The 18,518-nt window shown below is 69.0% G+C and carries 18 protein-coding genes and 4 pseudogenes; 5 read left to right on the top strand and 17 right to left on the bottom strand.

Translation table 11 applies throughout. From position 1 onward, the window contains the following. Positions 1–3 precede the first annotated feature (3 nt). From ABZX40_RS37945 to ABZX40_RS37915, 7 genes and pseudogenes are all read right to left on the bottom strand, one after another. The gene (locus ABZX40_RS37945; protein WP_356009209.1) at positions 4–504 is read right to left on the bottom strand and encodes a hypothetical protein; all 501 of its coding nucleotides are present in this window, start codon (positions 502–504) and stop codon (positions 4–6) included. Beyond that, the gene (locus tag ABZX40_RS37940; RefSeq protein ID WP_355749550.1) at positions 485–937 is read right to left on the bottom strand and encodes a hypothetical protein; all 453 of its coding nucleotides are present in this window, start codon (positions 935–937) and stop codon (positions 485–487) included. The genes ABZX40_RS37945 and ABZX40_RS37940 overlap by 20 nt, the downstream gene beginning before the upstream one ends. A 926-nt stretch (positions 938–1,863) precedes the next feature. Further along, positions 1,864–1,998 (bottom strand): hypothetical protein, encoded by a 135-nt coding sequence (locus ABZX40_RS37935; RefSeq protein WP_355749553.1) that lies wholly within the window; start codon positions 1,996–1,998, stop codon positions 1,864–1,866. A gap of 322 nt (positions 1,999–2,320) precedes the next feature. Beyond that, a complete protein-coding gene (locus ABZX40_RS37930) occupies positions 2,321–2,878 on the bottom strand; it encodes a hypothetical protein (protein WP_355749556.1) in 558 nt (185 codons plus the stop codon). A gap of 395 nt (positions 2,879–3,273) precedes the next feature. Then, positions 3,274–4,818 (bottom strand): helix-turn-helix domain-containing protein, encoded by a 1,545-nt coding sequence (locus ABZX40_RS37925; RefSeq protein WP_355749559.1) that lies wholly within the window; start codon positions 4,816–4,818, stop codon positions 3,274–3,276. Between the two features lie 630 nt (positions 4,819–5,448). After that, the gene (locus ABZX40_RS37920; RefSeq protein ID WP_355749562.1) at positions 5,449–6,006 is read right to left on the bottom strand and encodes an XRE family transcriptional regulator; all 558 of its coding nucleotides are present in this window, start codon (positions 6,004–6,006) and stop codon (positions 5,449–5,451) included. Between the two features lie 4 nt (positions 6,007–6,010). Beyond that, positions 6,011–7,078: pseudogene (locus ABZX40_RS37915) on the bottom strand (transcriptional regulator); the annotation flags it as partial. A gap of 435 nt (positions 7,079–7,513) precedes the next feature. Here ABZX40_RS37915 and ABZX40_RS37910 point away from each other — a divergent pair. Beyond that, the gene (locus ABZX40_RS37910) at positions 7,514–7,735 is read left to right on the top strand and encodes a hypothetical protein (protein ID WP_355749600.1); all 222 of its coding nucleotides are present in this window, start codon (positions 7,514–7,516) and stop codon (positions 7,733–7,735) included. A gap of 165 nt (positions 7,736–7,900) precedes the next feature. Here the strand turns inward: ABZX40_RS37910 and ABZX40_RS37905 are convergent. Next, a pseudogene (locus ABZX40_RS37905) lies at positions 7,901–8,065 on the bottom strand (transposase); the annotation flags it as partial. A gap of 214 nt (positions 8,066–8,279) precedes the next feature. Next, a complete protein-coding gene (locus ABZX40_RS37900) occupies positions 8,280–8,744 on the bottom strand; it encodes a GIY-YIG nuclease family protein (RefSeq protein ID WP_355749565.1) in 465 nt (154 codons plus the stop codon). A 214-nt stretch (positions 8,745–8,958) separates the two neighbouring features. Between ABZX40_RS37900 and ABZX40_RS37895 the strand changes: the two genes are divergently transcribed. Continuing rightward, positions 8,959–9,510: a DUF6233 domain-containing protein gene (locus ABZX40_RS37895; RefSeq protein WP_355749598.1), complete on the top strand. Its 552-nt coding sequence runs from the start codon at positions 8,959–8,961 to the stop codon at positions 9,508–9,510. Between the two features lie 839 nt (positions 9,511–10,349). Here ABZX40_RS37895 and ABZX40_RS37890 read toward each other — a convergent pair. The 3 genes from ABZX40_RS37890 to ABZX40_RS37880 form a co-directional block, all read right to left on the bottom strand. Then, the gene (locus ABZX40_RS37890; protein WP_355749568.1) at positions 10,350–10,763 is read right to left on the bottom strand and encodes a hypothetical protein; all 414 of its coding nucleotides are present in this window, start codon (positions 10,761–10,763) and stop codon (positions 10,350–10,352) included. Positions 10,764–11,218: 455 nt separating this feature from the next. Then, positions 11,219–12,553: a hypothetical protein gene (locus ABZX40_RS37885; protein WP_355749571.1), complete on the bottom strand. Its 1,335-nt coding sequence runs from the start codon at positions 12,551–12,553 to the stop codon at positions 11,219–11,221. 305 nt (positions 12,554–12,858) lie between these two features. Continuing rightward, on the bottom strand, positions 12,859–13,317 hold the full coding sequence (locus tag ABZX40_RS37880) for a hypothetical protein (protein WP_355749574.1): 459 nt from the start codon (positions 13,315–13,317) through the stop codon (positions 12,859–12,861). 401 nt (positions 13,318–13,718) lie between these two features. Between ABZX40_RS37880 and ABZX40_RS37875 the strand changes: the two are divergent. After that, a pseudogene (locus ABZX40_RS37875) lies at positions 13,719–13,847 on the top strand (IS5/IS1182 family transposase); the annotation flags it as partial. A gap of 492 nt (positions 13,848–14,339) precedes the next feature. Further along, positions 14,340–15,158 carry a helix-turn-helix transcriptional regulator gene (locus tag ABZX40_RS37870; protein ID WP_355749577.1) on the top strand — a complete coding sequence of 273 codons (819 nt, stop codon included), beginning with the start codon at positions 14,340–14,342 and terminating at the stop codon, positions 15,156–15,158. 19 nt (positions 15,159–15,177) lie between these two features. On the opposite strand, the pseudogene ABZX40_RS37865 reads toward ABZX40_RS37870, so the two are convergent. The 3 genes and pseudogenes from ABZX40_RS37865 to ABZX40_RS37855 all read right to left on the bottom strand — a co-directional run. Next, positions 15,178–15,333, bottom strand: a pseudogene (locus ABZX40_RS37865) (IS5/IS1182 family transposase); the annotation flags it as partial. A gap of 388 nt (positions 15,334–15,721) precedes the next feature. Then, a complete protein-coding gene (locus ABZX40_RS37860; protein WP_355749579.1) occupies positions 15,722–16,243 on the bottom strand; it encodes a DUF4240 domain-containing protein in 522 nt (173 codons plus the stop codon). Between the two features lie 84 nt (positions 16,244–16,327). Beyond that, positions 16,328–16,507 carry a hypothetical protein gene (locus ABZX40_RS37855; protein WP_355749582.1) on the bottom strand — a complete coding sequence of 60 codons (180 nt, stop codon included), beginning with the start codon at positions 16,505–16,507 and terminating at the stop codon, positions 16,328–16,330. On the opposite strand from ABZX40_RS37855, the gene ABZX40_RS37850 reads away from it, so the two are divergent. Next, positions 16,493–16,792 carry a hypothetical protein gene (locus tag ABZX40_RS37850; RefSeq protein ID WP_355749585.1) on the top strand — a complete coding sequence of 100 codons (300 nt, stop codon included), beginning with the start codon at positions 16,493–16,495 and terminating at the stop codon, positions 16,790–16,792. The genes ABZX40_RS37855 and ABZX40_RS37850 overlap by 15 nt on opposite strands. 58 nt (positions 16,793–16,850) lie before the next feature. Here ABZX40_RS37850 and ABZX40_RS37845 read toward each other — a convergent pair whose 3' ends face one another. Together ABZX40_RS37845 and ABZX40_RS37840 are read right to left on the bottom strand one after the other, a co-directional pair. Beyond that, positions 16,851–17,726, bottom strand: coding sequence for an alpha/beta hydrolase (locus tag ABZX40_RS37845; RefSeq protein ID WP_355749588.1), 876 nt, complete (start codon positions 17,724–17,726; stop codon positions 16,851–16,853). Positions 17,727–17,773: 47 nt separating this feature from the next. Then, on the bottom strand, positions 17,774–18,385 hold the full coding sequence (locus ABZX40_RS37840; RefSeq protein ID WP_355749591.1) for a GNAT family N-acetyltransferase: 612 nt from the start codon (positions 18,383–18,385) through the stop codon (positions 17,774–17,776). Positions 18,386–18,518: the final 133 nt, after the last annotated feature.

Here is an 18,518-nt window from a genome sequence, read left to right as displayed (position 1 = left end):
CGACTAGCGCACGGGCGGAATCGTCACGCCGAACGTGCCGCCGCCGGTGATGTACATCGACAGGGAGACGGCCTTGCGCATCCCGCCGGACAGTGTCAGGTGAACGGTGCCGCAGCCGCTCTTGGACTTCGTCACCGTGACCGGGCTGCCGCCCCCGGGCCGCTCGACGGCGGCACGTACACGCCACTTCGGGCAGGCGCCGGACACCTTGACCGAGATCAAGTGCGTCCGGTAGTCGGGCAGGCTGACGCCCCGGTACTGCTTGTCAACGACAGTGGTCTTCACCGCAGCGAAAGACTGCAGTTGCTTGGTGACCTTGCCGAGGTACACCGGGCCGTCAGCAGCGGCCGTGGGTGCCGGGCCGAGGACGGCCAGGGCGAGGGAGCCGGCCAGGGCAGCGGTCCAGTACGCGGAGCGGGCGGTGTGACGCATCATGTGTTCCTCATCTGCGAAGGCACGCCGGAACTCACCGGCGCGGCTGGTCTCATGCGGGGTAGTTGCCATGGCTCCACAGCCACTCGTCGGCGAACTCAATGGCGGTACCGCGGAAGGCGAGCACGCCGAAGGCCTTGAACCGCGAGCACTGGTTCTTGCGCGGCAGAGTGCGCATGTCGGTCGCCAGCGGGGTCTTACCGGCCGTGTTGATCTTGTAGACCAGTTTTCCCTTCTTCGGCCCGGCCAGGCAAAGGATCTCCCCGACCATGGCGGCAACGGGCCGGTTCCTGGGACAGCTGGACGCGGTCTTGAACCACGCCTTGAGGTAGGAGCCGTACTGATCGCGGTCGTACCAGACCTTGATCTCCGGAGCACCGCACTTGGCCCGCGCCGCAGCCGGCGCGGCCTGAGGGGTGGCCGCGCCGACGGTCTCCGACGTTCCTGTCAGCAGCGTCGCCGCAGCCACAGCGGACAGGGCGGCCTGCTTGAACCCGGAAGCCATTCAGCGTCCTTCCTGGGAATGCCGGTCCATGGGCCAACCCGTGGACCGGCGAACGGCACCGACCGTGAACCGGTCGGCGAATCACCTCACGACCAGCAGCTTTCGCGACGGAGCATTGTCCGGCAGCCGCCCTTGGTGCCCCCGGACAAAGTCACGTGGACCCACCCCGCACCACCGCACCGCCTCGAACAGCCAGGTGGCATCGGGATCAGCGGACAGATCACAACCGACGGCAAGGCGGAGCCCTTGCCATCAAAGCTGTGCGTATGGACGTCGAGCACCGGGGCGGGTACCGAACGGCAGACCGCCCTCGCTGCCGCGGGCATGCCCTGGGACACCGGCGCGATCGGGGCACCGTTTCCGCCGGGACCGGCGCCCAGACGGAGCACTGACAGGCCGGAACCCGTCACCCTCCCCCGGATGCCGGGGCCGCAGTGAGGGCGCATCGCCAGAACATTGGAAGCGGCAGTTCACCCCCGGGCTGCGGCGTGCTCACCGCGGCTTGGGCAGCACGGTCACCGCCCGCCGGTCCTCTCCGTGGCCGACGACCGCCGCACCGGCCATCCGGGGCCCCTGCCCGGTCAGCCGCGCTAGGGTCGTGGTCAAGCTCCACGGCGGAAAGGGATCGTCTGCCGGACCGCTTCCTTACCGGCTACCGCTCAAAGGGGCTCATCGGGCGATGAGCCCGCACACCGTCCTCCGGGTCGGCGGGCGGCACCAGGGGCGGGCGGGAGCACCGGCGCCAGCTCAGCCTCAGGACCTCACAGCCTCATAGTTCATCGCGTCTACCTGGGGAATCGCCCCGTGAGCCTGATAGACCTCACAGGCTGAGGCTGATGTGACACCAGGTACGTTACACCCGCCCCGGAACCCGGGCCGGGGCGCGGCTACGTCTCCTGGGCGTCGCCGCCGGTGGGCAGCTCCTGCTAGATCTCCCGGGCGGTCCTCATCAGTTCGAGGGCCTCGCGGCGCAGCTGGCTGGCGCGCACGCGCAACTGCTTCACGCGCCAGCGCTGCTGCTCGGGGCTGAACGCGTTGACGTACTGTCCGCGCGGACCCACGAGCAGCCCTTCGGCGATCAGCTGGCGTACGGCGGCCCGCGGCCTGGTTGCCGCCGACGTCGAAGTGCCGGCCGATGTCTTAGCGGGTCTGCCCGTGCTGGCCGACACCGGGGACCTGCGGCTGTCGACGCATCTGGTCGTACCACTCAGACGTCGCCTTCGGCTGGGAGCCGACCGGGGGACCGCCAACCAAGGCACGCCTCCCTGTCCTCTGCCCTGAGAGTCTTCGTTCGGCACCGTCTCCTATCGGTGTCTCAGATCTCGCCGAATCGGCTCGCGGCGCTGGCTGGCAGGCGGAGCGAGTCATCTGCCAAGGAACCGCTTACGCGTGACCAGCGTAGTACGAAGAGACATACCAGTCGTCTCCCTTTACCACGCCGATCCGCATTTTCACCGTCTGGCCTTCCGGAAGATCTCCGGTCTTCCAAGAGGTTATGTATGGCGAGTCGTGGCCCTGTGTCGTGGCCTTGCGATACGGGCTCTGGAGAACTGCCTCAACGCCCCAGCCGTCTGCGAGCCTGTCCACTGCCCGCATGGCATCGCCGGGGGAATAGGCTACGTGGTCAGCGTTCCACTCGGCCAGCCCTGCGTAGCGGCCGTTGTTGTACACCGCGACGGTGAAGCTCCCATTGTTGCTTACGCCGCTGAATTTGACAGTGAAATCGGGAACAGCGGCAGCTGTGCCCGCCCCCATTACGACCGTTCCAGCGACCAGTAGTGTCGTCGACGCGATTAACGCGGCGATACGGCGTTTCGTTCTCAAGTTTCCCCCATTTGATGATGGTTGTCCTTTGACCAGCGGACGGCAACTAATAGGACGGCCGAAAGATTTCTCCTGGAGAGCCGCGCCGGAATACGCACTGATGATGCAGTTGTCCATGGCGGCAGTGCGCGTGGGTATTTCTCCTGGTGTGAAACGGGGAGGCCGGGTCAGGGCCGCCGGGGCAACTCTAGATTCCGGCGGCGGGACACGGGAGTGTCAAGTTGCCCATCGAAGACCACCGGCGGTGTTGGATCGCCCGCTCCCCATGCCCGGACGCGCCGCCGCCAGTTCGTTCTGGGGCGCGTGATCGAGGGTCGGCCGACTGCCGACAGTACGCAGCCCCAGGTGATGATGCCCGGAGCCTCTGTGGACTTCGCTTGGCCGTCCGGTTGGACGGCCGACCACAGCCGGTGTCACGCCCAGCGCTACGGGGCTGTGCGTGGATCAGCGGTGAGCTTGTCCCGCTCCGCCTTTGGTGTCGTCGTGATGTGTGTGATGCATGGTGTCGTGTGTCAGATGTTCCTGCTCGGTCTTCCGTGATCGAGGATCTCGATGGCCAGCCAGAGGTCGTGACGCGCGTTCGGAACGCGTAACAGTGACCGGTGCAGGACCTGTTCGAGCCTCATGAGTCGTTTGCGGGTTCCCGTCACGGACACCCCGAGCGCCTGCGCCGTTGCACTGAGCCGGGTGCCGTTGCGCAGCCAGGTGCGCAACGTCGTCTCCAGAGCGGGCGTGTCCTCATGTATGGGGCGCAGCTGTGTCAGTGCCCACTCCTGTACGGCCGGCAGGTGAAGCAGCGCGTCGAAGTCGTCCCCGGCCGGGGCCGTCAGCGCCGGTCGCGCCGTGTCTGTCGGCCTGTGGTCCGTCACCTGTGGCAGTGCCGTGATGCGCAGGGCCAGATCGAGCTTTGCCTGGTCAGCCACGAGGTCCAGGTCCAGGCCGAGGAGCGCTTCGACGTGGCGGAGGCGCGATGCAAGGGTGTTGCGGTGGATCTTTATGTGCCGGGTCGCGGCAGAGGAGAAGGCCAGCCACGACCGGACTGTCTCGGCCAGCGCACGGCCGTCGAGGCCGGTGCCCCGGGTGGGGACATGTCCGGTCAAAGGTGTCAGCAGGTGGTCGGCCCAGGCGCGGCCTTGGCGGCCCACCACGACGGGCAGCCCCAGCGTGGCGTCGAACCGTGCCCAGCGTTCGGGACGACCGCGGGCCACCGCGAGCGCATGGAACGCCTGTTCGTAGCCGGTGGCCATGTCGCGCAGCGCCAGCGCGTCGCCGGTCCCCACGACACAGCCCTCGATCCCGGCCGCGAGCGCGGCTTCCAGCGGGCGGGCGTCGGCGGGGACGGAGGGCGCAGGTGCGGGCGCGATCATGAGCACGTGGTCGGAGTGGACGGGGCACCGTACGATCCAGGCCCGGCCGCCGGTGAGTTCGGCGCAGACGCGGATCGTCTCGGCCCGTCGGTCCACGCCGCACTCAACGACATGGAACCGGGCCGGATCGTGGAGGCTCGGTGCGAGGACGCTCGCGATCTGATGCGCCGTCGTGAGGTTCCCGGACATCAGCAGATGCAGCACCGTCTCCCGTCCGCGCGCGTCGGCGATCTCCACGCGCCGCCGGGTCCGCTCGGTTTCCTGCGCCCGGTAGCAGATCCCGAGCAGTGGCCCCGCGTCGCCCGGGGCGGCCGTCCCGAGAGGATCCGATCCGACGACCACGAGGACCAGTCCGCACGAGACGGGACCGGACTGGTCACCGGGCAAGTCGATGGCCAGCAGCGCGCCCGAGCGGCTCGGGGACTCGCCCACGACGAACGTGTGCAGCCCCTGCTCACGCATCACACGCAGACCGCCGGTGACGAGCGGCAGCACATCGGAGCCGTGCTCCAGGGAAGATGCTGCCCTTATGCCGCCAGCCGGGTCCACGAGACCGACCCAGCACCCCGTCCGGCCCGCCAGCCACCGCACCAGCGCCTGTAGACCGTCCACCCTGCGGGCCAGCCGGTGCATGGTCAGGATATCGGCCGCGCGCCGGGAGTCCCGGGACGGCACCGTCGGCTCGCCCACGTCGCACCCCTCTGCCTTGCCGATCAGCGTGCCCGGGCCCTGGAAGCCCGCCACAGGAAGAGGCCGATTGTCTTGCCGCAGCAGTACTTTGCCCCCCCGAGAGGGCCTACCCGCCGAGCGACGGGCTCATGACTGAGGCGGGGCCATACTCCGGACGACGCGCTCGGGGGTTCATCGGCTGGCCTGCGTCACACCGTTCCCCAAGATGTTCCGTTGCGGTGAAGACGATGTCGTTCTGGACGCCGAGTCGGTGAGTGTCCGGGTGAGCCTCTAGGACGTCGGCCACGCGCACGGCCTCTCCGTACACGGCGGTCAGCGGCCTCTTGTCGCGGTCGATGGGGTCCTGAGGCACGATAGTTGTCACCTTCGGCGCCCGCTGAGCTGCGGCTTCAGCCGGACGAAGCACGGTGGTTGTCACCATGCGGCACGCTACTTGTCACCAGCAGCGCGACGCATCACGGTTGTCACGGCTGCAGGGTGCTCTGCAGCCGCCTGAGCTGCTCCGCACCCCCGGCGGGCCGCCCCAGCGTGCTCCGTTCCGTGGTCCTGGTGACCACGAGCTGCCTTGGTGACAAGTACCGTGCTCCGGCTCATCAGCGGAAATTCCGTGGTCATGATTTCCGCTCCTATCTAGTAGTCCAGATCCAGGCAATCAATGTCGTTGATTTCCACGTCCGACAGGCCCATAGCGCGACCGCCGCCGTCCTGGAAATACACTTCTTTAAATCCTGCGGCGATGATTCCGCGCATCTGCTGGTCGCTGGCCCCCGCATCGCGGGCGTCGAACAGACGCTGCGCGTACGTCGAGGGGAGGTGCACGGTGAGCCTGCGGAACCGTCCGTCGTCGGTCGTGCCGACGGCGGCGGAGTACCCGAACCGGGCCCTCGTCTCGACCGTGATCCGGCCCGAGGCGGCGGCCTTCTTCTGCCGGCGCCTACGCACCTGTGGCTGCCAGCGCTGCCGTACCGCGTCGTCGATCTTCGCGGCGACGTCAGCGCGGGCGTGCTTGCGGGCACCGCGCCGGTAGCGGTTGACGGAGTCGGCGGTGACTCCGAGCTCCGCCGCGACGGCCTTCGCGCTGCCCAACTGCTTGAGCAGGTAGCCGATCTGCCCCTTCAGCGTCTTCGGCGGCTGGCGGGTGAAGGACTCCCGGTCGGCGCGCTCGATGGCGTCCTCGATCTCCCCCACAGCCCTACTCCCCTTCGTCCAGGACGGCGTCGCCGCCCTTGATATGGCGGGCCGGGTTGAGGCCCTTCTCCATCAGGTCGACCGCCCACAGCATCGACTGGACGCCCTCCAGCTTCGCCAGACCAGGCGTGGGCCCGAGCCGGAAGGCGCCGGGCTGCGGCTTGCCGGACTCCGCGTAGGGCAGAAAGTCCAGCAGGCTCGGGCTCGGGGCGGGGTAGACGACACAGTCGGAGAGCACCGCGAGCGGGTAAAGGCCGGTCATCCTGGCCATGTTCGACAGCTTGCGGTGCATGTTGACCCGGGCCTTGGAGATGACGGCGGCGCGGATGTCGGGGCGCCAGGTCGGCCGGGACAGGGCCGGCCACGTCTCGCCCTCCTTGTAGGACTTGCCCTGGGGGCGCTCACGGAGCTTGCCGACGCCGCCCTTCACCGTGGCCTTGATCGCCGCGAGGACGGCGGCCAGCGCCGGGTCCTCCTCCTTGTGGTGCTCCATCGCCGCCAGGAACTCGGTGTCGGACAGGTCCCGGGTGACGCCCATGTCGGCAAGGGTGTCGACGTAGGCGTTCTTGAGCCGGTCGTGCCACGGATCCAGGTACGCACCGGTCTCGCGGCGCAGGTACGCCTCGATCGGGTACACGTCGTAGCCGAGCTCCTGGGCGTAGGCGAGGGTGTGCGTCTGGTACCAGGCCGGGCCGGTCGGGCGGGAGCCGTCGGGGGTGAACGAGCTGGGCAGGCGCGGGTCCAGCTCGATGTGGCTGAGGTCGGCCAGCCAGGAGCCGGGGATCTTCGGGTTGAACGTCGGGGCGTGGAAGTGGTCCGGGGCGGAGAGGCCGACGACCAGGCGGGCGGCGGCGGCGAGGAACGCGGTGTTGAGGTCGAGGCCGACCGCCCACGGCAGGGTGCACTCCTCATCGGAGAGGGTTTCCACCCAGCGCACCCACTGGTACGCCTCTTCGTTGAGGAACCCGCCGGTCCAGCCGGAGCCCACGACGACGGGGTGCTCCGGGGGGGCCTCCGGCGGCGCCGGGTCCATCGGCTCGGTGCCGAGGCTGCCTGCGTTGTAGCCGGACACCCGCCTCCAGCAGCTGGTCGAGTGCGGCCTGGCCGTCGTCGACGGCGGCGCGTTCCTCGTCGCTGAGCGGGACGCTCGCCAGCATGCGCTGAAGGTTGTCCTTGGCCTCCAGGAGCTGTCCCTTGCTGGAGTCACGGTGTCCACCTCCCCGCCTCAACAGCCCGCTTCCGTACACGGGATGACATCGCCAGGTTCCTCAACCCCGACAACACCAAGATCAAACCGACGTGTTGATTCCCGGCAAGCCCTTAGTTAGCAGTACAGCCAGGGTCAGACTATGCAACCTGACACCGACGGCTCCCTTCGCTGACGCTTCAGACACTTCCCGGAAGAAGCAACCATCGTGTTGCCTGTCCTCATCAACTCAACGGTGAAAACCTTGGTGACGGAACGGGGAAAAGAATGAAGGCGAAGCGTGTCCTAGTCGCTCTGGCCATGACCGCTGGGCTGACAGCCGTACCACTGGCGACGGCCGCCCCGGCGCAGGCAACACAGAGGCAATGCGTCAACTACTTGGCAAGTAAGAACTACGAAATCGGTGATGTTGTGTACTATGCATGCCGCCAGTCGGGCGTGTTCAAGCCACTTTGCATCAGCACACTGATCGCGCGCGACGTCAGCAATGCCCACGCCATCGCGGCCTGCAACCGCGCTTAGCCCTCGATCTTTCGTGACGGTCCGCCAGTTCGCTGGGGGACCGTTTCGGCTTGTTCGGCGTACTGAGGGCATGCCGATGTCCTGGCTGTCGTGTCGGGCGTGCGCCGGGTTCCACGGTTCCGGTCGGAGCGTTGCTGTCGTAGGGGTGGCCGTTGTAGCTGGTCGGCCGAGGTTTGGAAGGGCGTCGAGTCGCTGGATCGCGTTGGTGATGATGTCGCTCCAGGGCCAGTGGCGGGCGAATCGCAGGTGCCGACGGCGGGTGGTGGTGACCAGATGCGCGGCGGCGGAGAGCAGGCGGAGTCTCAGGTAGCGGGGCTCCCACCCGCGGGCACTCTCACGACAGCGCTGGCGGACCAGTGGGCCGAGCGGGCCGGAGGCGTTGGAGGGGATATAGGGCCTGGACGGGGTGACAATGGTCCCGGCGGTCACCCCGTGGCGTTGCAGAAGGACCTCACCGGACTGTCGCTGCGTGTGATCTGCGCGTACGCGCTGGGCGGCGCTGGGAGTTTTGCTGTGGGCTTTCACACGGGTACGGCGGTGGCGACTAGGGTCGTTGTGCCGTTGATCGCTGCTGTTGTGAGGTAGGCCATGTCTGATCCGAGTCTTCCCGGCCGGCTTGTTCTCTGCGTGTCTCCAGGACGTCCTGGAGGGTGAGGCGCCAGTGGTACCAGAGGATTCGGTGGGAAACTCGGGTCTCGCGGAACTGGTAGGCGGTGCGCGCGCCGTGCGGCTGCGGCGCCACGCCGGGCGGCAGGTTCGGCACCATGTCCGGCCACCAGCCCTTGTTGTAGCGGGCGCCCTCGGACCGGATCGCGGCGCGTTCGGCGTCCCAGGCTTCTCTGCGGCTGCCGTACCAGGTGAGGTGTCTGTGGACCACCTCGGGCCACCAGAGCATCTCCTTGCGGTGGTCCTTCCACCTGGAGGCCGGGTTGCAGGTCAGGCCGATGTACAGGAGCACGCCGTACGCGTCGTAGAGCCGGTAGACGGCGCTGGGCTCGTCAGGGTCCATCCCCGGATACTCACGGACCGCACTGGCAGCAGGCTGCACCGGCGCCGCGCGGGCCGGGAGGATTTCCCGAACCGCCCACAGCCCGCAGTCTGCGGGTGCCTGGTGTGGCCCGGCCTCGGGGTGTCAGGGAGCCGGTGCGGCGGGGCCTCCCCTTGTAAGCCTCCCGGGCAGCACTCTCCGCCCGGGGAGCGAACATACCGTGGGGGGCGTGGCCATGCCCTCCGCCGACGCGCCCGCACCGGTGCCGGTACGGGTCGTGCTGCCCGCCGACCCGCTGCTCGGGCAGCCGGAACAGGAGGTCGTCGCGCGGTTGTGGAGGCGGCGGCAGACCGGGACGGGCTGGCTGTATCTCGTGGGCCTGCCCTCGTACCGGGACCTCGAGGACGGCGGTGTGGAGGCGGCGGAGTACCGGGTGTGGGTCCGCGCCCCCGGCCAGGTACGGCCCGTCGACGGCGCCGACTACGGCCAGGTCCCCACCGACCGCCTCCGGCAGACCCCGCACACAGTGGTCCGGGAGATCCTCGGCGAACACCGCCCCACCGGATGGGTCTTGCAGAAACTGGACGGCCGCGGTCCCGCCAGGGGTGTCCTGCACACCCGGGACTGCGACGAAGCCCCGGAGGGCGCGCCGCCGCTCGGCCTGGACCTGGCCCTGGACCTCGCCGAGAGACCGCCGACACGGCTGTGCACTCTGTGCGGCTGCGCCCAGGAACTCACCCCCCTGCTCCACGGCTTCGACCACACCGGCCACCCCGACACCCCCTGAACCCCGGACCCGGACCCGGCGGCGCGCGGCGGCGCCGACGCGCAGGACCCGCGAGCGCCCCGGTCCCCCGCCGCGCCGCCCAGCCCGACCTCCCTCGACCTCAGCCAGGGACACGGGCGAAGCGGCCCAGAGCGGGGTTGTCCGCTCCCCGACCGCACCCGTACAGCAGGGGGGTTACCTGTACCGGCACACAGAGCGCGGCAGGACCCTGGCAGGAGAAGCTGCGACCGTTGCCGCAGGAAGCGCTGCACGGGATGCCGCAGGAGATGGTCCCCATCCGGGCGGCACGGACCGGACCGGCCCCTGTACCGGAGCGGTGGGGACCCCGATCCCGCTACGTCCCCGCACTGCTCCGGGAGGCCCGCGGATCTTCCGCTGACCCCCAACCCCCCAACCCCCCAGCAGGGCGGCCGGTCCCCGTCCACCTGGGAATTCGGTCCCCCAACCCCCCAACCCCCCAGCTCTCCGGGCCCCGGACGGGCCCACGGGACACCCCGGCCGGACACCGGGCAGAGCCACAGCCCGACCCCCGCAGAAACCGGACCGCGCCCGCGCGCTGGGGCCCGTGCCCCGCCGGGACAGCGACCGGGCCGGGCACAGCGCAGGGGCCGACAGGAGCGCTCTGCCCGCGTGGCCTACGCTCGGGTGGGCGGGCCGGTCTGCCGGACGCCGCCGCCGGACTGGCCCGCCCTTCACCTCCGCGCGTTCCCGCGCTGCAACCGTGCTCATGCCCGCAGCCGGCTGCCGGATCGACCGCGCCCCCGGCCGCACGGTGACGACTCCGCAGCGGACCGCCGCCGAATCCGGCCCGGGGCTCCGGCCGGGGCGGCGGGAAGGATTCACCCAGTGGGGCCGGGGTCGGGAAGCTCCGGCGGGAAGTGGCGTTCCAGGATCGTCGCCCACTCGGGCAGGTCCACGAAGCCGGTCGTGTCGGCCTGCGCCTGGACCAGTTCGCTGAGCGCGTCGACGAACGGCCGGGCGGGGCTGCCCGGCGGGGCCGCGGCGGCGGCCTGCTTCAGGCGCTCGTGCGCGGCCGGGAAGACGCCCTGCGCCCACGCGTCCTGTTCCTTCACCTGGCGGGCGCTCTCCTCCCAGTTGATCCGCTGGAGGATGTACGCGGGGCATTCGGTTGTGTGCCAGATCTCGGTGACCCGGCCGTCGGTCATCACGGCCGAGATACAGGCGTTGTCACGGCCGGGCCCGGCCTCGCAGTCAGGGCAGGTGCTGCGCTCCACCTTCGGCTGGTCCGTCATCTCGGATCTCCCTTTGCATGCCGTCAGAACCTGCCACCCCGCGAAACGGGTGACCATGCTCCGTACCGCACCGCCCGCATCAATCTGCCCTCCGCGGCCGGGATCGCCGGACAGCGCGCGGACGAACGGCAGACACCCGGAAGGGACTACAGCCGGGATGCGGCAGACCACAGACACGCCGGGCGGCGAGGGACCGCGGAAGAACCTGCGCACCGCTGCCGACAATGGGCACAACCGTACGGAGCCCGGTCGGCGGACCGGGGTCGAACGGACACTCCTGATCTGTGCGGGCAAGCACGGCCCCTGGGGGCGGGTCTGTGTCAGCTCACCGACGGCAGGCCGCCAGCACGCTGCCCAGCCGTGGTCGGGCTCAGGGCCGGACCTGCCGTCAGCCCCGGAATAGTAGAGGCGGCGGTCCCTTCGGTGAACCCCAGCGGAGCCGCCAGCCAGGACGGTCAGCGCGCGATGTGGCGTACGAGGCTGCGCAGGCGCGACTCGACGTCGTACCGGTTCAGGCGCTTGGTGCGGGCGTAGTGGGTGACTGCGGCCTGTGCTGCCACTGCGCTCTGGCGCCAGACCAGGCGCTGCTGGGCCCGCTCGTGGTGGTCGTGGAGTTGCTGGAGCCTGGAGTGGGCGGCGTCGGCGGCTTGCTGCAGCGTGATCAGTTCGCTGGGCAGATCAGCGACGCTGTCGGCCGCCTCGGGGCCGGGGCTCACGTTTTCGACGGTGGTCGGGGGTGCGGTCTCGATGGCCGGCGCGGACGGCTGGAGCGGTAAGCCGGGGATGTGGCGCAAGTCCTGTGTGGCGTGGACGGTCTGTGGGTGGGCGGCCGGGCGGCAGGTAGGGCGGTTGCGGCTGGCGCCGGTAGGAGAATCGGTGTTCCGTTCAAGAGGCAGGGCTGAGTCGTCGCCGTTCAGGTCGTCCAGGCGGTCACGGTCGGTGCTGGTGACCCAGTAGCGGTGCACCGTTTTCCCGGCGCGGAACTGGATCGGCACGATGGTGCCGGCGGCGGTCTGGCGGACCATGTCGTCGAAAAAGACGTCGCGGGGCTTGGCCGTGGTGTGGGCCTTGCCGCAGCGCCGGACCCCATCGGGGCAGGGGTAGAGGGCGCTGACGTTGCAGTGCCAGAAGTCGAGGACGCGGAAGCCGGAGACGATGCGCAGGTCGCCATTACGGGCGATGAGATGGGCGGGCAGGCTGTCGCTGCGCGTCCAGTGGGTGTCGTTGCGCTGGGCGTAGGCGGCGCGGTCGGTGTGCCAGGCCGGAGTGATGCCGTTCTTGGCGGCCTTGCCGGCGCGGGCGCGCACACCGCGCAGGCCGCGCAGGCCGCGCTCGTCGATGGTGGACAGCTGGACTTCCCAGCCGATCCGGCGCCCGTCGGCTCCTTCGATCAGGGTGTCGGTCTGGATCCAGGTGCGGCCCGCCCGGGTGCGGACCTCGCTGTCACCGCCGAAGCCGCCCTCGAGCGCGGCGCGCAGGATGCGCTCCTGGTATGCCTTGTACTCGTCGCTCATCGGAACGGCGTGGCGTTCTTCGTCTTCGCGGCGCTCATGAACGGCTTCGCGGCGGCCATTGCGCATCCGAAGGTGCATGGGGGCTTCCACGCCCAGGTCCCGGCACACACCGCCGCACTGAAGGTCCCTGTCCCTGACGGGCACGTTGAGCTGACCGAAGTACCGGTCCGTCTTGTAGACCATCTCCCACAAGTCCGGCAGTTCCGGATGCCCCAGGTCGTCCCAGGTCAGTTCCAGCAGAATCCCGAACTGCTTGTGCCAGACGACGTTCGCCAACACGCACCGCCTTCACCGTCAGAGGTCTACCCCGTCGAAAGTAGAGCCAGGCACTGACAATCCGGCCGGAGTCGCATGAAAAAGCGAAAACCGGCCGAAAGTTCGATCTTCTGTTCTCCTCACAGCCGGGCTCACGGCCCACAGCACGAGCGTCCGGGGCGGGCCGGGGCCAGGTCTGAGCCAGCCTCTCCCCTGGCGGAAGAGGCCAGAGGTGCCCTCCCGGCTGGCGGGCGTCAGGCTCAGGGCAGACGCCCGCCGGGCGTGGTGCGAGGGGGTCCGGGAGGGCCTCGTCAGCGGGTGGCGGGTTAGTACTTGACCTTGCCTTCGATCACTCCGGCCGCAGAACGTCCGGACTGCACCCGGAAGCACGTGCCGTCCTTGATCGTCTTGTCGAAGGTGTAGTACTGGCCCTTCTTCTTCTTGAAGTCCTTCCACGCGGTCAGCGACTTCCAGTCCTTGCCGCAGGTGATCAGCCTGACACCGACAGCATGGTCCCACTGCTTCTTGGTCAGCGTGTACTGGACCTTTCCGGTTCCCTTCTTGGTGAACTTCTGCGCTGATTCCTTCTTCTGGACCTCGTTCGTGAAGACGCGGAACGTACCCGTCTTCGGTGCTTTCGGCTGGGCAGCCGCCTCGGTGGCAGCCGGCCCCAGCGAAGCCCCCGTGATCGCGAGGACGGCCGCGCCGATGGCCAGGCCACGCGGCATCCTCTTTGTGCCGGTGTTCCGAACGGGGCGATGTGCGTCCAAATGAGTCGTGTGCATGTGTCCGTATCCTTGTCGTTGGTCATGGAGGACAGGGAGTTGCCCTGTCCGTGTCCTTGTTCACCGGATGGGACTGCCGGGTTGTCAGGCCGGCGCCCGCCCCGTCTGGCCTCAGGTTCTGATGCCGGGAAGCTGTCCGGCAGGCCCCGACCGTGCCCCGGACAAAAGCGTTGGGGGTCGGGCGAGATGGCACGCGGCCGCGTTGCCGATCCAGTTCAGCCGCGGCCGGGGCCGGGGCCAGTGCGGCTACGCGGCGACGAAGTGGCGCCGCCGCGCGTCCTGGGGACGCTGCCGCTGCGCGCGCACTTCCTTCTTCCTCTCTCCTCGACTCCGGCTTCCGTGGCCGCTTCCAGATCGGCCCCACGGTGGGGAATCATTGGAATCACGACCATCTACCGCTCGTACGGGAAGCCGCCGAGGCTCTGTCCGTCCTCACTCCGTCCCTGGCTGAGACGATGAGGACGATCCGGGCCGAGGCGTTTGTCATCCTCGGCTGCGCTCTGCTGCCGATCGACCGCATCGCCGCCGACACCCGTACCACTCCCGGAAACACGGGACGCCATGGTCGGCGGACCCGTCCGGGTGTCGTTCCAAGACCTCCTCCTCAAAGAGAGGGAGCGCCGCCACAACACCGTCCACGCCACGATCCACTGCCTCTGCTAGTAGTCATGGCCGCCCTTCCAGGGCTGTCGCCTCATGGGGAGGCTCCGCTGCACCGCCAGTCGGTGCCGCGGGAGCCCTCCTTCTCATTCACCAAGCATCAACGTGAGGTGTGAAGAGGACTCGCTGGGAAGCAAGGGACAGGTGGATTGCCCGGTTTCACCATTGCGAATCTCTCCATGAGGGTGGCGGCCCGCTGCGGGGCCGGCAGGTGCAAGTGACTCGTTCTCCGTCTGCCGTTGCCGCGTTGGCCCGGCCACCTCCTCATGCTCACACGGTCGGCCGTCCTGTCGGTGTGCTCAACTCAGCCTGTGGTCTGGCGTACCCAGGGACCACGAGACCCAAGGTGGAGAATGAACTCCATGAGTAATCACGGAGAATTAGGGAACTTCCTGCGCTCACGCCGGGCCAGGATCCGGCCCGAGGACGTCGGTTTCGCATCTGGCTCGGGCCAGCGACGGGTGCCCGGCCTGCGACGGGAAGAACTGGCACATCTGGCGGGTGTGAGCGTCGACTACTACGTGCGACTGGAGCAGGGCCGCAATCACACCGTCTCCGACGCGGTGCTCGGAGCCGTGGCGGTCGCCCTCCGCCTGGACCAGGACGAACGGGACCATCTCCTCAGGCTGGCCCGGCCCCACAGGACTGCCGTGGGAACCCGCGAAGGCGGCACGGCGCGCCCGGCCGTCCAGCAGCTGCTGGACTGGATCAGTGCCCCGGCGCTCGTCATGGGCCACAGGATGGATGTCCTGGCCTGGAACCGGCCGGTGTGCGGTCTCATCACGGACTTCGGCCTGCTGGCTGTGCGTGAACGCAATCTGCCGCGGCTTCACCTGCTCGACACCACGATCGGCAGCCGCTACCCCGATCGAGACATGGTCGCCCGCGAGGTCGTGGGGCAGTTGCGGATCGCAGCCGGGGTCTTTCCCGATGATCCCGAGCTGTGGGAGCTGGTCAACGAACTGAAGGCGGGGAGCCCGGAGTTCCGGCAGCACTGGTCCGGGCACACGGTGCGGACCAAGGCGTACGGGCTCAAGCGGATCGATCACCCCGAACTAGGCTCGCTCACCCTGTCGTACGAGATCACTCGCTTCCCTCAGGACACGGAGCTGAGTCTGCTCGTCTATACGGCGGCCCCGGGGACACCGGAGGACAAGGCGCTGAGAAGTCTGGTGAACTAGGAGCTGTTTGGGGTTCGGATCACGTGGTTGGGGTGAGGTGCTTGAGCCACATGATCGATCCTCTGAGGTGGAGTCCCGCCTCGTAGATTTCTGGGGACCTGTCATAGCGGGTGGCGAGTCCGCGCCAGGTCTTGATCTTCTGGAAGCAGCGTTCCACGGTGTTGCGCTGCCTGTACCGGTACGGATCGAAAGCGACGGGCCGGTACCCGGATGCCAGAACGTCTCGTTCGTCTTCCGCACCCCGTCCACCGGCCGGCCAGGAACCTGCCGATACCGAACATGAGGACCTCGACGGTCTGCTCCACCTGCCGGTCGAACTTCGTCTGTGCCATCGGCCGTGCCCCTTCCGGGTATGTGTCCCGGCACCTGACACCCTGAAGCGGACCCGAACCCCAAAAGCCCCGGCCTGTGGACAGAACACGGCGAAGGGCGGGCCCCGAGCTGCGATCTGTGGACAACTTTCCGGCCCGGAAATCCGCAGGCCACGCTCCGCCCACGCCGGAACGCCCGCCGGCGCCGCTTCTCACTGACTCGGTCAGCGGCCATGCCCTGGGCAAGGGGCTTTATGCAGGCCGGCGGTTCAGCGGCGGCATCGCAGGTCCGGTGTAGCGTCCCCCCGCCGTGCTCCGGGTGGGGTGCCATCCGTCGGTGTTGCTGAAGCTCTCCCAGGACACGCTCGTGAGCTGGTCGTGCGGCGCTCCGGTCCGGGCCTCGTACGCATTGCCGGCGAGGTACAGGAGAGACTCGAATTCCATCCCGGTCGGGAAACGCGAGGGATCCGCGAAAACCCCCTCGTAGAACTCCCTTCCGTTCGCTACCACGACACAGCGCGCGTACAGGAAGTCGTCAGCGGAGATGTAGTCGTCGCCGTTGTCCAGATCCGCCTCTCCCTGGTAGCACCAACGAGCGTGCTCTCGCGTATCCAGTGCGAAGAGCTTGGCGGCGAGCAGGTCCTCGAACGCAACGGTCTCTCGCGCGGACAGCCCCTGGAGTACCCGCGAGGCAGGAGCGAGCACCGCCTCGTCATCACCGGCCCGTTCCCAGTCGAACGACGCGATGAGGGTCCAGAAACCTGTTTCGTCCATGGTCCGATCCTTGCATGGGCTCAAGGCCGCTCAGGGTGCGGGAACTGCGTCCACCGACTCGCGTCAACTCACCTCCGTGGCCACTCATCGCCGACGCCATCCCGGCACGGTGCGCCACTGCATCGACCGGCCGTCGGGGTACTGCCGGGAGGAGCGCCGGGCGGGCGCCGGGTACAGCGCAGCGCGCAGCCGGACCTCGTCGGCTACCCGCTCCAGACGCTGACGCTGCTCCGGCGAGAGACTCGGCGGGTGCGGGGCAACCATGGACGGCTCCTTGCCTCGAGGGCGAACACTCCGCCGCACCCTCCCCGTTCCCAGGCGGTCCCGGAGGCGGGCGGCCGGTCGCGTCCCGGCACCTGGGTCCGCGTAGTCGGCCCGGCCAAGGACCGCGCTCAACTCGCCGAGGACACCGCCGCCGCCCTGGAGCTGATCGAGACCGCCTCCCGGGCCGGGCACGGGCTCACCATGCCGGACGCCCTGTGCGCGGCAGCGGCCCGGCGCCTGGAGGTCGGCCTGATCGCCGCTGACCTCCTCACTTCCACCCCCTGACCACGTTCGGAAGCGAACACCAGGTCACCTCTCCCCCTCAGTGGGGTGCCGCGCTGGGTCAGCGGCTGGCTAGCTCTGAGAAGATCTCCACCAGTTCGGGCCGGTGGAGCGGGCCGACATGGGGTGCGGCGACGCTTCGCACGTCAGTCGGGTTGTCCGGAGTGAGGCGGTCGGCCTCTTTGATGAATCGGTCCTGCAGCTCCAGTGGAATCAGCCGGTCGAGCGTGAAGCGCACATAGGTCCGGGGAATCCGGCCCCAGGTGTGTGCTTCGCCCCGGGCTTCAGCCGTGGGAATGCCGGCGGTCTCGTCCGGTTCGAGCGTGGCGAGCAGCCGGCTCACGCCTTCGTCGGTGAAGTCTGCGGCAAGGGCGTTCCTGACGCCGTGGAACACCGCGGGGTCGGCCGAGCGCCAGTTGAGCCGGCTCACCCCGAGGGCCGCCGGGTCGGCGACCATGGCGGCGGTCACCTGGCCGAGCAGGCTCTCGCTGTTCTCCGGGGTTTCGAGATAGGCGGCCAGGTTCGGCAGGTCCACGCAGCAGTAGGCGGCGACGTAGACGACCCGGTCGAGCAGGTCAGGGATGGCGTTGCCGACCCGGCTCAGGGTGACGCCGCCCTGGCTCATGCCGACCAGGATCACGGGCCCGTGGCGGCGGGCGCGGCGCACCACCTTCACGACGTACTCGACGTAGTCGTCGAGGGTGATCTCGGCGAGTGGCGACGGCTCGGTCGCCAGCGCTTCGAGGTTCTGCGGGGCCTGGTACGAACGGGGGTAGAACGCCTCCCGGCCGTGTCCCGGAAGGTCGACGGCAACACACCGGTGCCCGCGCAGGGTGAGTTCGCCGGTCAGGCCCGAAGCCCAGGCCGACGAGGAGTTGGTGCCGTGGACGAACACCAGGGTCGGCGGTCGCCGGTCGGCGTCGCGGTTCGTTGTCATGGACGTTCTCTCCTCTGTCCGTTGGAAAGGCGGCGTCGGGTTCGCGGTCAGCGGTGCGGTGGGCGCCACATCGGCCACAGGGGCGGGCTGTCCGCCACGCGAACCGGCTCGCCGAGATCCTCGAATCCGTGCCGCCGGTAGAGGGCGCGGCTGTGAGGCGAACTCGCCTCCAGATGCACGGCCACCCCGTCGGCGTCGGCTCGCTCCAGCCGGTGCCGCAACATCGCGGAGCCGAGTCCGGCGCCCTGCCGCCCGCTGAGCACCCCCATGCACGGGAGGTAGAGGTGCGGTTCGCGGGCGGGATGGCGTGGGGCGAGCGCCTGGCCCAGGGCGAGCAGCCGCGCGCCGTTCTCGCCGAAGACGGTCTCCTCGCCCGCCTCCGGCGCGTCCGGGTGCTCCTCATAGGGCGTCCGGCCTGCGGCCAGGCTCAGCCATACCGAGGCGCCCTCGCGGCGGCCGGCCAGGTATGCCTCGGCGGCCGGATGGGTGAGCAAGGGGCGGTAGAAGTGCGCCTGGAGACGACCTCGTCGGCGTGCGTCAGGGAAGAGCCAGCAGGCGAGGGGATCGTTCATGAACGCCTCGGTCAGGACGTCCAGCACCGCCTGCCGGTCTGCGTCGTCCGCCCGCCGCACGGATGCGTACGTTGTATCAACAGTCATGCGTACACCGTAGTGGTGTCGTCCTTGAAGGAGCAGTACGACTAGGCCGTGTCTGACGGCTCTTTGGCGAGGTCGCGGAGCCAGATGACGAGGGCTGCGGTGGCCAGGGTGCCGTGGAAGATGTAGTCGCGTT

It is taken from the genome of Streptomyces sp. NPDC004610 (assembly GCF_040609715.1).
Taxonomy (GTDB): domain Bacteria; phylum Actinomycetota; class Actinomycetes; order Streptomycetales; family Streptomycetaceae; genus Streptomyces.
The sequence above is the reverse complement of the archived record's forward strand: the minus strand, read 5'-3'. Positions and strand labels throughout refer to the sequence as shown.

Excerpts from the sequence above, each read along its gene's own strand:
- ABZX40_RS37910 (WP_355749600.1), top strand. The coding sequence starts at position 7,514 with ATGACCGCTGGGCTGACAGCCGTACCACTGGCGACGGCCGCCCCGGCG.
- ABZX40_RS37890 (WP_355749568.1), bottom strand. The coding sequence starts at position 10,763 with ATGACGGACCAGCCGAAGGTGGAGCGCAGCACCTGCCCTGACTGCGAG.
- ABZX40_RS37845 (WP_355749588.1), bottom strand. The coding sequence starts at position 17,726 with ATGACAACGAACCGCGACGCCGACCGGCGACCGCCGACCCTGGTGTTC.
- ABZX40_RS37930 (WP_355749556.1), bottom strand. The coding sequence starts at position 2,878 with ATGGACAACTGCATCATCAGTGCGTATTCCGGCGCGGCTCTCCAGGAG.
- ABZX40_RS37880 (WP_355749574.1), bottom strand. The coding sequence starts at position 13,317 with ATGCACACGACTCATTTGGACGCACATCGCCCCGTTCGGAACACCGGC.
- ABZX40_RS37900 (WP_355749565.1), bottom strand. The coding sequence starts at position 8,744 with ATGGACCCTGACGAGCCCAGCGCCGTCTACCGGCTCTACGACGCGTAC.
- ABZX40_RS37945 (WP_356009209.1), bottom strand. The coding sequence starts at position 504 with ATGGCAACTACCCCGCATGAGACCAGCCGCGCCGGTGAGTTCCGGCGT.
- ABZX40_RS37895 (WP_355749598.1), top strand. The coding sequence starts at position 8,959 with ATGCCCTCCGCCGACGCGCCCGCACCGGTGCCGGTACGGGTCGTGCTG.
- ABZX40_RS37840 (WP_355749591.1), bottom strand. The coding sequence starts at position 18,385 with ATGACTGTTGATACAACGTACGCATCCGTGCGGCGGGCGGACGACGCA.
- ABZX40_RS37855 (WP_355749582.1), bottom strand. The coding sequence starts at position 16,507 with ATGGTTGCCCCGCACCCGCCGAGTCTCTCGCCGGAGCAGCGTCAGCGT.
- ABZX40_RS37940 (WP_355749550.1), bottom strand. The coding sequence starts at position 937 with ATGGCTTCCGGGTTCAAGCAGGCCGCCCTGTCCGCTGTGGCTGCGGCG.
- ABZX40_RS37860 (WP_355749579.1), bottom strand. The coding sequence starts at position 16,243 with ATGGACGAAACAGGTTTCTGGACCCTCATCGCGTCGTTCGACTGGGAA.
- ABZX40_RS37870 (WP_355749577.1), top strand. The coding sequence starts at position 14,340 with ATGAGTAATCACGGAGAATTAGGGAACTTCCTGCGCTCACGCCGGGCC.